Annotated in this window: 15 protein-coding genes; 13 read left to right on the top strand and 2 right to left on the bottom strand. The window is 42.2% G+C overall.

Annotation, left to right across the window (positions count from 1 at the left end; genetic code table 11):
* Positions 1-292 precede the first annotated feature (292 nt).
* From A587_RS0113420 to A587_RS0113380, 9 genes are all read left to right on the top strand, one after another.
* On the top strand, positions 293-1,333 hold the full coding sequence (locus A587_RS0113420; protein WP_010369022.1) for a Leu/Phe/Val dehydrogenase: 1,041 nt from the start codon (positions 293-295) through the stop codon (positions 1,331-1,333).
* A gap of 49 nt (positions 1,334-1,382) precedes the next feature.
* A complete protein-coding gene (locus tag A587_RS0113415; RefSeq protein WP_017218013.1) occupies positions 1,383-2,027 on the top strand; it encodes a CatA-like O-acetyltransferase in 645 nt (214 codons plus the stop codon).
* Between the two features lie 403 nt (positions 2,028-2,430).
* Entirely contained in the window at positions 2,431-3,201 is a 771-nt protein-coding gene (locus A587_RS0113410) for a DUF3450 domain-containing protein (RefSeq protein WP_010369019.1), read from the top strand.
* Between the two features lie 6 nt (positions 3,202-3,207).
* Positions 3,208-4,569, top strand: coding sequence for a MotA/TolQ/ExbB proton channel family protein (locus A587_RS0113405; protein ID WP_026000992.1), 1,362 nt, complete (start codon positions 3,208-3,210; stop codon positions 4,567-4,569).
* Positions 4,569-5,093: a MotA/TolQ/ExbB proton channel family protein gene (locus tag A587_RS0113400; protein ID WP_017218012.1), complete on the top strand. Its 525-nt coding sequence runs from the start codon at positions 4,569-4,571 to the stop codon at positions 5,091-5,093. The genes A587_RS0113405 and A587_RS0113400 overlap by 1 nt, the downstream gene beginning before the upstream one ends.
* 14 nt (positions 5,094-5,107) lie before the next feature.
* The gene (locus A587_RS0113395; protein ID WP_010369015.1) at positions 5,108-5,512 is read left to right on the top strand and encodes an ExbD/TolR family protein; all 405 of its coding nucleotides are present in this window, start codon (positions 5,108-5,110) and stop codon (positions 5,510-5,512) included.
* Positions 5,512-6,129 carry an energy transducer TonB gene (locus A587_RS0113390; RefSeq protein WP_017218011.1) on the top strand — a complete coding sequence of 206 codons (618 nt, stop codon included), beginning with the start codon at positions 5,512-5,514 and terminating at the stop codon, positions 6,127-6,129. The genes A587_RS0113395 and A587_RS0113390 overlap by 1 nt, the downstream gene beginning before the upstream one ends.
* A gap of 10 nt (positions 6,130-6,139) precedes the next feature.
* Positions 6,140-7,399: a hypothetical protein gene (locus tag A587_RS0113385; protein ID WP_017218010.1), complete on the top strand. Its 1,260-nt coding sequence runs from the start codon at positions 6,140-6,142 to the stop codon at positions 7,397-7,399.
* Between the two features lie 51 nt (positions 7,400-7,450).
* Positions 7,451-8,455, top strand: a complete 1,005-nt coding sequence (locus tag A587_RS0113380; RefSeq protein WP_017218009.1) for a hypothetical protein — start codon at positions 7,451-7,453, stop codon at positions 8,453-8,455.
* Here A587_RS0113380 and A587_RS0113375 read toward each other — a convergent pair.
* Positions 8,418-8,792, bottom strand: coding sequence for a TraR/DksA family transcriptional regulator (locus A587_RS0113375; RefSeq protein WP_017218008.1), 375 nt, complete (start codon positions 8,790-8,792; stop codon positions 8,418-8,420). The genes A587_RS0113380 and A587_RS0113375 overlap by 38 nt on opposite strands.
* 37 nt (positions 8,793-8,829) lie before the next feature.
* Positions 8,830-9,816 (bottom strand): tRNA-dihydrouridine synthase, encoded by a 987-nt coding sequence (locus A587_RS0113370; RefSeq protein WP_017218007.1) that lies wholly within the window; start codon positions 9,814-9,816, stop codon positions 8,830-8,832.
* A 400-nt stretch (positions 9,817-10,216) separates the two neighbouring features.
* Here A587_RS0113370 and A587_RS25280 point away from each other — a divergent pair, with 400 nt between their 5' ends.
* From A587_RS25280 to apt, 4 genes are all read left to right on the top strand, one after another.
* Positions 10,217-10,624 (top strand): HvfA family oxazolone/thioamide-modified RiPP metallophore, encoded by a 408-nt coding sequence (locus tag A587_RS25280; RefSeq protein WP_017218006.1) that lies wholly within the window; start codon positions 10,217-10,219, stop codon positions 10,622-10,624.
* A gap of 155 nt (positions 10,625-10,779) precedes the next feature.
* Positions 10,780-11,616 carry an HvfB family MNIO-type RiPP peptide maturase gene (locus A587_RS0113360; RefSeq protein ID WP_017218005.1) on the top strand — a complete coding sequence of 279 codons (837 nt, stop codon included), beginning with the start codon at positions 10,780-10,782 and terminating at the stop codon, positions 11,614-11,616.
* A 2-nt stretch (positions 11,617-11,618) separates the two neighbouring features.
* Positions 11,619-12,368 carry an HvfC family RiPP maturation protein gene (locus A587_RS0113355; RefSeq protein WP_017218004.1) on the top strand — a complete coding sequence of 250 codons (750 nt, stop codon included), beginning with the start codon at positions 11,619-11,621 and terminating at the stop codon, positions 12,366-12,368.
* Between the two features lie 594 nt (positions 12,369-12,962).
* Positions 12,963-13,508 carry an adenine phosphoribosyltransferase gene (apt, locus tag A587_RS0113345; RefSeq protein WP_010368992.1) on the top strand — a complete coding sequence of 182 codons (546 nt, stop codon included), beginning with the start codon at positions 12,963-12,965 and terminating at the stop codon, positions 13,506-13,508.

The following is a 13,508-nucleotide window of genomic DNA, read 5'->3' as shown; positions in this document are numbered from 1 at the left end:
TTACCTTCCGTTTACGTAAACAGTAACTTCAGAAAAGCTCAATAAGTTAAATTAAAATTCCTTTAATGTTTTTATTTTTGGTTTGCTTTTCCTGTATTTGTTTTTATTTTGAATTAAATATTTGTATTTGCTTTGAATTGGGTTTATATCATCTCAATTTGTGGAATGGTGCTAGAGTTAGTGATAGAGTCTTGCCAATTTCAGCGCTATTTGCCCTTAGTGTGGTATTGAACGCAAAGTCACACTTAAGAGCTTACCCGTATGGGATAGATAATTTTTGGAGAAGAAGAAAGTGGCTGTATTTAACCAAGTTGAATTTGATAACCATGAGCAAGTCGTATTTTGTTCAGACGAAGCATCAGGCCTAAAAGCGATTATCGCGGTACATAACACTAAACTAGGTCCAGCGGTAGGCGGTTGTCGCCTATGGAATTATGCCTCTGATGAAGATGCAGTATATGATGTACTGCGTCTGTCTAAAGGGATGACATATAAGAATGCGGTTGCACGTTTACCATTTGGTGGTGGCAAATCTGTCATTATTGGCGATGCTAAGACTATCAAGTCAGAAGCGCTATTCAGAGCATTTGGTAAACACCTAGACCGCCTAGGTGGCAGTTACTACTCAGCTGAAGATGTAAACATCACAACCGGTGATGTAATGGTAATGCATAAAGAAACTAACTACGTAATGGGCCTCGAAGGTAAAAGCGGTAACCCCTCTCCATTTACAGCATTAGGCACATTCCTTGGAATAAAAGCAGCTTACCAACACAAGTATGGTCACCAAGATTTGGCTGGTATCAAAGTTGCCGTACAGGGCTTGGGCGCAGTTGCTTACACTCTATGTAAGCACCTCCATGAAGCGGGTGCTGAGCTATTTGTTACAGATATTAACGAAGAGTCAGTACAACGAGTGGTTAATGATTTCAATGCGACTGCTGTTGGTATCGACGAAATCTATGATTTAGATGTTGATGTGTATGCGCCGTGTGCACTAGGTGCTACGGTAAATGACGACACTATTCCACGTATCAAAGCCACGATCATTGCAGGGTGTGCAAACAACCAGCTTGCAGAGTCGCGTCATGGTGAGATCATTCGTGAAAAAGGCATTTTATATGCACCAGACTATGTGATTAATGCTGGTGGGATCATCAATGTTTACTATGAAACAAAACCTGAGGGTTATGATGAGGCTGCAGCGACTAAACACGTAGAAGGTATCTACGACACGCTAACCGAAATCTTTAAGCGTTCTGAAGATGAGAAAGTTTCAACACATATAATTGCTGATAAATTAGCTCAAGAGATTATTGAAAACGGTCTATAATAACAGCGCCGTTTAATTACCAGAGAGGGGCACACGCCCCTTTTTTTGTATGAAAAAGAAAATACCTCTTGATACTTGGCCTCGCCAAGAACACTTTTCGTTCTTCAATGATTTTGCCCAACCTTATTTCACCGTTACCGTCAGCTTACAAATGGAAAGAGTTTACGAAATGAGTAAACGTAGTGCCGTTCCGTTTTCTCTTAGTTGCCTATACGCACTACAACTGGCATTACAAAGCTATACCCCTATTCGTTACCGTATAGAGGCAGGAGAGGTGGTTGAATATGATGCTGTAGAAATTAGCAGTGTTTTTCTGCGAGGGGATGAAACCTTTAGATTTGTAAGGCTCGCACCTGAAAGTGATTTCAACCGCTTTATTAGCGCCAATATTCATAGCAAAACTGAGCAACTAAATGGACCGCTAGTCAATGAGCAATTTTTAATGGAAAGTCAGGTGCCAAATTGTGTTCATGTATCTATACTTCCATGGTTATCTTTTTCCAGTTTTGGTCATGCGAGACACAGTCGAGATGACTTCGGCATCCCAAAATTTGTGTTCGGAAAATACAATAAAGCAGATGGTACGATGCCATTTTGTATTGAAGTCCACCATGCCTTAATGGATGGTCTACACGTCGCTGAATTCGTTCAAATTCTGCAGGAAAAAATAGATCAAGCGATTTGGGACAGATAAACAAATTTTGCGTTAGTTCGCAGAAGATGAAATAATTTGCGTTCTGTGCAATGAGAAATCTAGCTTATGCTGCTGTTTTTATAGGTTATTCATGATTTCTATTTGGAATATCTATTCAATTTATTGGAATAAATCTGATGTAAAATATTGTAAACAGCGTATGCAAAAGGTTGGTTTTACAAAGGATGTGTATCTTTTGCTGTGTTTTTGATGTTAATTTTTTGTTTTGTATATAATTATTACTTATTTATTGACAAAAAATGTTTTCACAGTGAAGTTGACACATCGTGTTGCATTTAGCATTATTGGACAGTTGATATCTGTCAAATGATATCAGGGTTGCTCTCACGTTGGTGAGAGCGCGAAAATTATAAAAGTAACATTACTTAATTGGTTGGGAACTATGTCTGTTAAAATCAGAAAGAGCCTTGTAGCTACGGCGCTTTTAGGCGCGACAGCTTTTGCAAGCAGCAATGTGATTGCAGATCCTTTGAATGACATACAAAAAGTAGGTCAACAAACTCAAACGGCTGCTAAAAAGTCTCAAGAAAAGATTGATAACCTTTACGGTCAGTCTCAAGAAATGATTGCGGAATACCGTGGTCTGGTTGAAGAAGCAGAACTGCTTAAAGTGTATAACGATCACGTTGCACGTCTTGTAGCAGATCAAAATGCAGGTATTGAGTCTCTTGAGCGTCAAATTGGTACTATTGACAAGACAAAACAGGACGTTGTGCCTTTGATGTATCGCATGATCGATACGCTTGAGCAATTCATCAAAGCGGACGTTCCGTTTAATCAAGAAACACGTCTAGAGCGCGTTGAGAAACTTCGCAGCATCATGACTAACTCGTCTGTAACGACTTCTGAGAAGTTCCGTCAAGTTCTTGAAGCTTACACTATTGAAACTGACTACAGCACAACAATGGTTGCGAGCCAAGGTTCTCTTGAGCAAAATGGCAAAAACATCAATGTTGACTTCGCACGTCTTGGCCGTATTGCATATGTAGCCCAGTCGTTCGACCAAAAACACGCTTGGGTTTGGAACAATGACTCAAAGCAGTGGGATCAACTTGGCGAAGAATATCTGAAGCCAGTTAAGAGCATGATCCGTATTGCACGTAAGCAAGCGGCTCCTGAACTTGTAAACCTACCTATCTTTGGCGCGGAGTAATTAATGATGAAGAAACTATTCAAAGGTTTTGCTGTTGCTGCAGCGTTAACAGTTTCTGCTGGTGCCGCGCTAAATGCACACGCAAACACTGAAGCCTTAGACAAAATCCTAGAGCAGGTTAAACAAAACCGTATCTCTGAAGGTAAAATCAACAAGCAGCGTGAGCAAGAGTTTTTAAACGACCGTGCTGACAAACAAGCATTGTTGAACAAAGCGAAGCGTGAACTAGCTGCTGAGAAAGCACGCGGTGAGCGTTTAAATGAACAATTCAAACAGAACGAAGTGACGCTTGCTGAGAAAGAAGTTGAGCTAGAAAATGCCAAAGGTACACTTGGTGAAATGTTTGGTGTTGTACGTCGTTCAGCTGCTGACGCTATCGGTTCAATTGAAGCTTCACTAGTAAGTGCTGAAAAACCTGGACGTGCAGAAGTTCTTCGTTCACTAGCTGAAGCGAAAGAGCTGCCAACTACTCGTGAACTTGAAGATCTTTGGATTGCATTCCAAACTGAAATGACTGAGTCTGCGAAAGTAACTAAGTTTGAAGCTGAAGTTGCTGAGCTAAATGGTGACGTAAACGTTAAAGAAGTAACACGTGTTGGTAACTTCAACCTTGTAACTAAAGATGGCTACGTTATTTACGATGCTGAGAACAAGCAAATTGTTCCTCTTGGTAAGCAACCAAGTGGTGAGCTAGGTGGTGTTGAGCGTCTAATCGGTGCACCTGCTAATCAGTTCGTTATGTTTGCAGTTGACCCGACTCGTGGTTCATTACTACAACTTAATACTCAACGTGCAACGATGGAAGAGCGCTGGCACCAAGGTGATACGGTTGGTTACATCATTACAGCACTACTTATTTTAGGTGCGTTGATTGCAATCGTTCGTATGCTAGACCTATTCATTGTTAGCGGTAAAATCAAAGCGCAAATCAAAAACGCGAATAACCCTAACACAAACAACCCACTTGGTCGTATCTTGAAAGTTTATCATGATAACAAAGATCAAGACGTTGAAAACCTAGAGCTTAAGCTTGATGAAGCTATCCTACGTGAAACTCCGCGTATTGAGATGGGTGTAAACATCATCAAGATCCTAGCGGCTATTGCGCCACTACTAGGTCTACTAGGTACGGTTGTTGGTATGATCATGACATTCGAATCAATCACACTTTACGGTACTGGTGATCCGAAAATCATGGCAGGTAACATCTCTCTAGCGCTAGTAACTACAGCACTAGGTCTTATTGCAGCTCTACCTCTAATTCTACTTCACGCTGTTGTACACGGTCGTAGCAAAGCGGTTCTACACATCCTAGATGAGCAAAGCGCAGGTATTGTTGCTACTCACGCGGAGAAGGAGAAAGCCTAATGTTAGTCCTGATGGAGATATGGGAATCTATCAGGGATTTTGTTGCTACAGGCGGCGATGTATTATACGTGGTCGCGATAGCACTCTTTCTAATGTGGGTTTTAATGATTGAGCGCTATTGGTTCCTACTAGGCGAGTTTCCTAAGCTACACAAGGATATCGTTGCTAAGTGGGACGCCCGCCAAGATACTACGTCTTGGTACGCACACAGAATCCGCGATGCTTGGATTTCTGAAGCGTCTGAAAAATTAGATGAGCGCATGTTGATTATCAAAACATTGGTTGCGATGTGTCCATTAATCGGTCTTTTAGGTACAGTGACAGGTATGATCACAGTATTTGAAACGATGGCTACTCAAGGTACGGGTAATGCACGATTAATGGCTTCAGGCATATCAATGGCTACGGTACCAACAATGGCTGGAATGGTTGCGGCACTATCAGGTGTTTTCTTTAGCACGCGTCTAGAAGCACGTGCAAAAATGGCTAAAGAGAAGCTAGTTGATAGCTTGCCTCATCACTAGAGAGAGATTGAACTATGGCACGTAAACAACGTTTTCGTGAAGAGGAAGATGCAGCAGTAGATATGACGCCGATGCTAGACATCGTATTCATTATGCTTATCTTCTTCATCGTAACCACTTCTTTTGTTAAAGAAGCTGGTATTGAGGTTAACAAGCCAAAAGCGGCACAAGCACAAAAGACTAAGAATGCGAACATCTTTATCGCAATCCGTGAAAACGGTGAGATTTGGATGGACAAGCGTCAAGTTGATGTTGAGCGTGTAAGTGCAAACCTTGAAAGTCTGATGGCAGAACAACCTACTGACGTGATTATTATTCAAGCCGATAAAGGCGCGAAGCACGGCGTAGTAGTTCAAGTTATGGACCAAATTAAAGCGACTGGCGACAACTTGAAGATTTCAATAGCTGGAGATCAGTAATGATTCGACTTCTGTTTTCACTTCTAGCAGGTGGGGCAGTAACTCTCGGCTTGTTCTTTTTCATGTCATATCTTATCTCCGGAGGAGCAGATAGGGCAGATGTACAAAAGGAACAAATCGTAGTCGAGATTATGTCGAATCCGCCTGAATCAAAGGTGCAGCAGCGGAAGCGTGTCCCGCCTCCGCCGCCGCCACCACCTAAGCAGCCGCCAAAACCGCAGCCGCCTCAGCCAGACACGGCTGATCCTTCTGCGGGTAACATCGGCTTTAACATGCCTAGCATTGACCTAGGTGGTACTGCAGGTGGTTTATCTGGACCTGGCGAGTTTGGCCGTGATGGTGATGCAACACCTATCGTTCGAATTGAGCCAAAATATCCACCTCAAGCCGCTCGTGATGGCAAAGAAGGTTGGGTACGTTTATCTTTCACAATCAATGAGCTAGGTGGAGTCGAAGATGTTGAAATTATCGATGCTGAACCAAAGCGTCTCTTTGACCGTGAAGCGAAGCGTGCACTTCGAAAGTGGAAATATCGTCCTAAAGTTGTTGATGGTAAACCACAGAAGCAACCTGGCATTACAGTCCAGCTTGATTTCACACTAAACCAAGGTAATTAAGGAGGCAGGCATGAAAAGTTTACCCAAATTTACAGCTCTTGCTCTTCTAATTGCATTGACTGGTGGCATTTACTCAGAGTCAGTTTCTGCTGCGCCTAACTATGAAGAAATAGAGAAGCGTAAAGCGGCAAAAACTAAGATTATGGGTGAGCGAGTAGGTAAAAAGGTTGCCAAAGCGTTCGAATTATATAACGAAGAAAAAGTCGATGAAGCGATTGCAATGCTTCGCGAGCTTGACCCTTCAGATGATTTCGATAAAGCAACGGTTAACCGTTACCTAGGTCAGCTTTATGCTCAAAAGGAAAACTACGGCGAAGCGATTAAGTATACGCGTTTAGCTATTGCTCCTGATGCGCTTAACTTTAAAGATCAAGGCGATCTAATGAAGTTGCTTGGTGACCTTCTGCTAGGTACTGAAAAGTACTCAGAAGGTATCAAAGCCTATGAAGCGTGGATGGACTTTACGGGTGAAAATGACCCTAAAGTACACGGTCGTATCGCGCAAGCTTATTATGAGTTAAAGCAATATACTAATGTTATTGCTCCAGCTGATAAAGCTATCGCAGGTGTAGAAGAGCCAAATAAACAATATTATCTGATGAAAGTCGCAGCTTACTTTGAATTGAAGCAATTCAAAAAGGCTGTAGAGGTTGGTGAAGAGTTAGTACGCGTTTTCCCTGAAGACCCGAAAGCTTGGACGCAACTAGGTGGCTTTTATTTGCAAACCGAAGATTACAGTAAAGGTATGACTGTAATGAAGGTGGCGTATAGCAAAGGTTACTTTGAAAAAGAGAATGACTATAAGATTCTTGGAAGCTTATACTCTTTGACAGAAGATCCTTGGCGTGCAGCTCAAACGTTCGAAAAAGCTATGAAAGATGGCAAAATCGAACGTACAAAGCAAAACGTGACAGCGCTTGCAAGTTATTACCACCAAGCTAAACACATCAGTGATGCTGCTAAATACTATGAAGAAGCTGCTAAATTTGACGATGACGCAGAACTTTATGGAAGAGCAGGTGGCCTTTTACTGCAAAATCTGCAGTACAGTGCAGCAGTAGTTAGACTAAATAAAGCGTTAGAGCTTGGTACCAAAAAGAAAGGCAGTACATATGCTGATCTTGCGGAAGCTTACTACTATCAAGATAAGTTCAAACAAGCTTATGCAGCAATTTTGAAGGCGAAGGAAGATCCTAGCACTCGAAGATTTGCAATTAGCTGGTCGAGCTTTATCAAAGAAAAAGCACAACGTAGGGGTGTTAGCCTCTAATTAAAAAGCCCCGAAAGGGGCTTTTTTGATTTCAAGTTTTAATGTGAAATTATGAAAAAGCATTTATTGTTCAGCCTTACTTTGGTCGCATTTATATTCCTATCCGCTTGTAGTGAGCACAAGCCAGTCGTAAATTATCAGGAACTCAGAACTTCTTTAATTTCTCTTAACAGTAGTTTAAGTCATTCATCTACGGATGATATTACTGTTTTACCGTTCACAGAGGGCTATTTACAGTTACGGCACGCCTTATTATCAAGTAGTTTGAATGAACCAGATGTTATGGCGCATAAGGAGCTTGATTACTTAAGAATTCAAGAGCGATATCCAGAGCGTTACTTACCTTGGCCTAGTCATATCCCTGTACTCAAAAACGTAGAAGGTAGAGTGAGTGCTGAGGAACTTGATCTGTGGCTTAATTTTGTAATAACAAAACTAAAAGAGGCCGATGAAAGTAATATTCGCCTAAATCGGTTTGAGCGGGACGCCATAATAAAGCAACTTGAAGATTCAAATATTGACGCACCATCACGTTCAACGCTACTGACTTATTTAAATGATTATAAATCTAGGGCGATGCTTGGGCTGCATCAGTTACCTAATGGGAAAGAGTGGTACCAATCAAAACTAAATTTTTACGGAGCTATTCAAGAGTCGCCTAATAAAGTTTTGGCAATGTTATCAAAAATTGATGAGAAAAATAGTAAATCAATTGTGCTCAATACAAAGCCTAATACTCAACAGCCTTATATACTAGAGTTATTGCCAGCTAATTGCCAAAGAATTAGTGGACTCAACTGGCGTGATGGATTTATTAATGTGCCTTCTACAGTAGCAAAGTGTACAAAGGCAATAGAGCAGCATAAAGCGCTAATCGTGACTTTAATGGCAGTAGATTTAGGAATTCATTATCAAGGGTGGTCACAAAAGCAAGCATTTGTTGCGCTCAACTCAAAACTAGCGCTGAATGAACAACAAGCACAACAATTGATTGCTAATATAGTCTATTTTCCGGCGACTATTTTTGCTGCATATCCCCATTTTTTAAAGCCTTAGTCTTACAATTGCGACAGCGCTGAGTTGCTGGATCTTGTTCTAGCAACTCAAGCTCTATTGTCTGTTCGCAATCACAGCAATAGCCAAACTGACCGATCTCCATTTGGCATAATGCCGCTTCGACTTTCATCAACCTATCATAGAGCGGAAACTGCTCGGGATTTATTTTTTCCATTACAATATCAAGCCATTTATTGGGTGGGTTGAGCTCTAAGGTATTGGCAAGGTTATGAGTAAACTCATTGGGTGAAGCTTTTAGCTCTCCTAAAAAGTCGCTTCTAAGTGTAGCGAGTTCAGCTTGTAAGCTTTGCTCGTAGTTATGTGTGTTTTCATTCATGGGCGCTCTCCTATCCGACGCCCCATTATCATTTCAGTCAAACTTCACTGTTATGATTTGAATCAAGGTCTGGAGACATTGCGTATTTCTGCAACACCTTCATGACGTCATCTTTGCTTTTGAGCGTTTTGATTTCATCAAAAAGAACATGTGCGCCGCTATACTGACGTTTCAAATAACTTAACCACTGTTTTGTTCTAGCTGAAAAGTACTTTTCACTCATATTTTCATCCTGATGCATGGAAGAGTGTAGGATATGGTAGACCACGTTTTCCCATGTGAGAGGAGTGTAATGAGTTCTGTTAACATGCGCTTTGATTTTTGCTGCCAAATCGGGGGTGGCTAGTGCACCGCGACCAAGCATCAAGTCTTGGCATTGGCTGCGTGTTTGGCAGAGTAGTGCATCTTCCACTTGCCAAATTTCACCGTTAGCAACGACAGGAATGGTTAACCTTGATAATAAAGGTGGGATCTTTTCCCAGTACGCAGGCGGTTTGTAGCCATCTCGTTTGGTACGGGCATGTATCGCCAAACTAGACGCACCACCTTGCTGGACCGCATCGACAATTTCAGTGCTATTGGCATCATCGTCAAAGCCAAGGCGTATTTTGGCGCTTACTTGATGTTCTTCTGGTACCGCATCTCTAACTGCTTTAATGATTTGATAGATTTGCTCAGGCTCTTTCAGTAAAACCGCGCCGCCGCGGCTTTTATTCACGGTTTTCGCAGGACAACCAAAGTTCAAATCGACACCATGAGAGCCAAGCTTTACGGCCTTTCGTGCATTCGCTGCAAGCGCATGGGGAACCTGACCTAGAAGCTGTACTCGTACTGGTGTTCCGGCTCGTGTATAGCCACCGTTTAATAGTTCAGGACAGTATCTAGTGAATACTCTGCGTGGAAAAGTGAGATCAACAACGCGAATAAATTCAGTCACACAAAGATCAAAGCCGCCGAGATCTGTGAGCAATTCGCGCATTTTAAAATCAACTACACCTTCCATCGGCGCCAGAACAAGCTTCATGTGTTAACCTTTAGATACAACAAAAATAAAATGAGTCACTGATGACTCATCGAAAAGCGCGACATTTTAGCTAATTGTTTGCTGCAAGTCATCAACAGCCCCTAGTTATCCACAAATAGCAAAAAGACAACAGATGAACTATAACTGGATATAAACCACAACTTAGCGAATGCAACTAAAATTTTTAAACGTTTAGCGAAATAAATATTTAGACGTTTGGGTCTACTAATTGAATCTACTATTTCTGAGAGAGCAAACATTATGAATACCGTTAAAAAGAACTCTATTGCCCTTACTTTAAGCGCTGTTGTTGCGGGTACCGCGGGGTTAACCGCGACAGACGCAAATGCGAATCCATTTAGTTTTGAAACAATGACCGCTGGTTATCAACTAGACGCTGGTGAAGGAAAATGCGGCGGGCGGCGAAGGCAAATGTGGTGGGGACGCCAAAGGCAAAAAAGAAGGTAAGGGCGGCGAAGGCAAATGTGGTGGGGACGCCAAAGGCAAAAAAGAAGGTAAGGGCGGCGAAGGCAAATGTGGTGGGGACGCCAAAGGCAAAAAAGAAGGTAAGGGCGGCGAAGGCAAATGTGGTGGGGACGCCAAAGGCAAAAAAGAAGGTAAGTGCGGCGAAGGCAAATGTGGTGGCGACGCCAAAGGCAAAAAAGAAGGTAAGTGCGGCGAAGGCAAATGTGGTGGTGACGCCAAAGGCAAAAAAGAAGGTAAGTGCGGCGAAGGTAAATGTGGTGGCGATGCCAAAGGCAAAAAAGAAGGTAAATGCGGCGAAGGCAAATGCGGTGGTAACCACTAAATAGGAATACCATTTTGTTCGACCCAATAGCGCAGCTAGTTATGTTAAGGTAAGCGGCGCTATTGGGTAATCCCAAAGTGAAGCCATGCATACAGTAAAGCCTCTGTGATGCCAGCTTCTGATTAGTTCAAAATAATGTCTAAAGTGAGAGAAATATGGCAGTGCAGTTAGGCAACTTAGGACTTGGTTTACGCCGTGAAATGGTTGATGACGTGCTCAATGCGCCGCCAAAGCAAGTAGACTTTTATGAGGTTGCACCAGAAAACTGGCTAAAATTTGGCGGTAAGCTTGCAAAGCAATTTCAAGCATTGACGCAACAACATACCTTTATCTGTCATGGCTTATCGTTATCGCTAGGTTCACCTGCACCGCTTGATCGCGAATTTTTATCCCAACTCAAAACATTTTTTAACCAGCATAATATCGCTACCTATAGTGAGCATCTGAGTTATTGTTCGGGAGAGGGGCATATGTACGATCTGATGCCAATCCCTTTTACTGAAGAAGCAATCTATCATACCGCTAAGCGGATCCGAGCAGTCCAAGAACATCTAGAACGCCGGATTGCAGTAGAAAATGTCTCTTACTATGCCGCTCCTGGACAAGAAATGTCGGAGTTGGAATTTACCCTTGGGGTATTAGCCGAAGCCGATTGCGATTTGCTACTCGATGTTAACAACATCTATGTCAACGCTATTAACCATGGCTACGATGCTGAACAATTCTTAGCGGCTATGCCAACCGAGCGTATTGTATACGGCCATATCGCAGGCCATTATGTGGAAGCCGAAGACTTACTCGTTGATACCCACGGCACTGAGGTATCTTCACCAGTATGGGACTTGTTAGAAAAAGCCTATGAGCTACATGGGGTATTTCCGACTTTGCTAGAGCGTGATTTTAATATTCCTCCTATGGCAGAATTACTGGCAGAAGCGGGGCAAATTTCAGCAATACAGGCCAAATACGCCAAGCGCTTGGAGCAGGTATAGCTATGTCTTTTGTAGAAACTCAGCAGCAGTTTATGGCGCATATCAGAGATCCAGACAACCACCCAGCACCCGAAGGCATAGAAGCTCGGCGCTTAAGAATCTATCAAGAGCTGTTTTTTAATAATGTCGAAGGCTTCGTGAGCAGTGCGTTTCCTGTACTTAAAAGCTTGTATACCAATGAAGATTGGTTGACGTTAATTAGGCTATTTTTTGCTAAGCACGATTGTCATTCGCCATACTTTTTAGAGATTAGCAAAGAGTTCTTGCAGTTTTTACAAACAGAATACGAGCCCACTGAAGTTGATCCTGAATTCTTGTTAGAGCTTGCTCATTATGAATGGCTAGAGCTAGATGTGGCAACGACCGTTGAGGCAGAGCATGAGCTTTCAATTGAGGTACAAGCGCCTGCAGATGCTGAAATTAGCTTGGCAAGTACAGCCAGAGTTGCACATTATCAATATCCGGTTCATCAGATCAGTGAAACCTTTAGGCCAACTAAAACAGTAGGGCAAACGTTTAGCTTTGCATTGTATAGAGACGAAGAGGACGATGTTCAGTTTGTCGCACTAAACCCGATGACGGCCTTAATGTTGTCGGTGATTGAAGCCAATGATGGTATGCAACTCACTGACATTGTGGATGTTATCGCGCAGCAAGTGCCTCAGTTTACTATTGAGCAGATGCAGCAAGGGGCACAGCATACACTAGCTGAATTCGCGGATCTTGGCATTATCAAAACAAAAAACCTTTAAGCTATTGGCAACATCGACTATTATACGGCCTGTTTTTGTCGTGCTTAAACTCGGACTAGGGCGCTAGTCAATGCTTTCTGCTGCTAGGCAGTTTGCGCGAGTTGTAAAATTAAAGGTAGTATCTATGTCTAAAGGTGACTTTAAAGATCCGTTCAATGCAAAGTATTTCCTTGCATTTGTTGCTGTATTCGCTGGAATTGGCTGTTTAAACGCGATTCTAGGCTGGGCAACAGCGCTTGCATAAGTCAAGCTGAACGTATTTACCTAGAGGCTGCTATATGCAGCCTTTTTCGATTGTATACAGATATATACCAATTAGTCTTAATACTTGCTCAATTTGAAGGAGCAAATCTGACGCTAACTGCGTTAAAAATTTCTCATTTAGAACAACTAAATCGCAAAACTTTCGCCTTGTTATCGACAAGATTTTCTCGCCTCAAAATAGATCACTTAATTAAGCTAATTGGTATAAAATACTCGCTAAATTGTTCGCTTTTCCTCCATCCTGACACACAAAGTCACTCAGTCGGTTTCAACCGGATAGAAAATTGTTATAATCTCACTCTTTTGTAATAAACTTAAAGCAAAGCAATTATGACGACAGAGAATATGTCATTGATCAAAAATAGTATCGCGACGGTTCCTAATTACCCAAAACCTGGGATTATGTTCCGTGACGTGACTTCACTTCTAGCAAATCCAGCTGCGTTTAAGGCAACAATTGATGCGTTCGTTGCGGCTTATAAAGATGGCGGCTTTACTAAAATCATCGGTACTGAATCGCGTGGTTTTATCTTCGGTGCACCATTGGCGTATGAGTTAGGTATTCCTTTTATTCCAGTAAGAAAGCCGGGTAAATTACCGCGTGAGGTGATCAGCCAGTCTTACCAGCTTGAATATGGTGAAGATACGCTTGAATTACACTCAGATGCGATTGAAGCAGGTGATAAAGTGCTACTTGTTGATGATTTACTTGCAACAGGTGGTACTATTGAAGCAACAGCAAAACTGGTTAAGCGCTTAGGCGGTGAAGCCACTGATGCGGCGTTTGTTATTTCATTGCCTGAGCTTGGTGGTGAAAAGAAAATCAACGATCTTGGGATCAAAATCCTTTCACTTGTAGAGTTCGAAGGCGAATAA

Origin of the sequence: Pseudoalteromonas sp. NJ631, from assembly GCF_000276645.1 — a bacterium.
Lineage (GTDB): Bacteria > Pseudomonadota > Gammaproteobacteria > Enterobacterales > Alteromonadaceae > Pseudoalteromonas > Pseudoalteromonas piscicida.
This window is presented reverse-complemented; position numbering and strand designations above follow the sequence as displayed.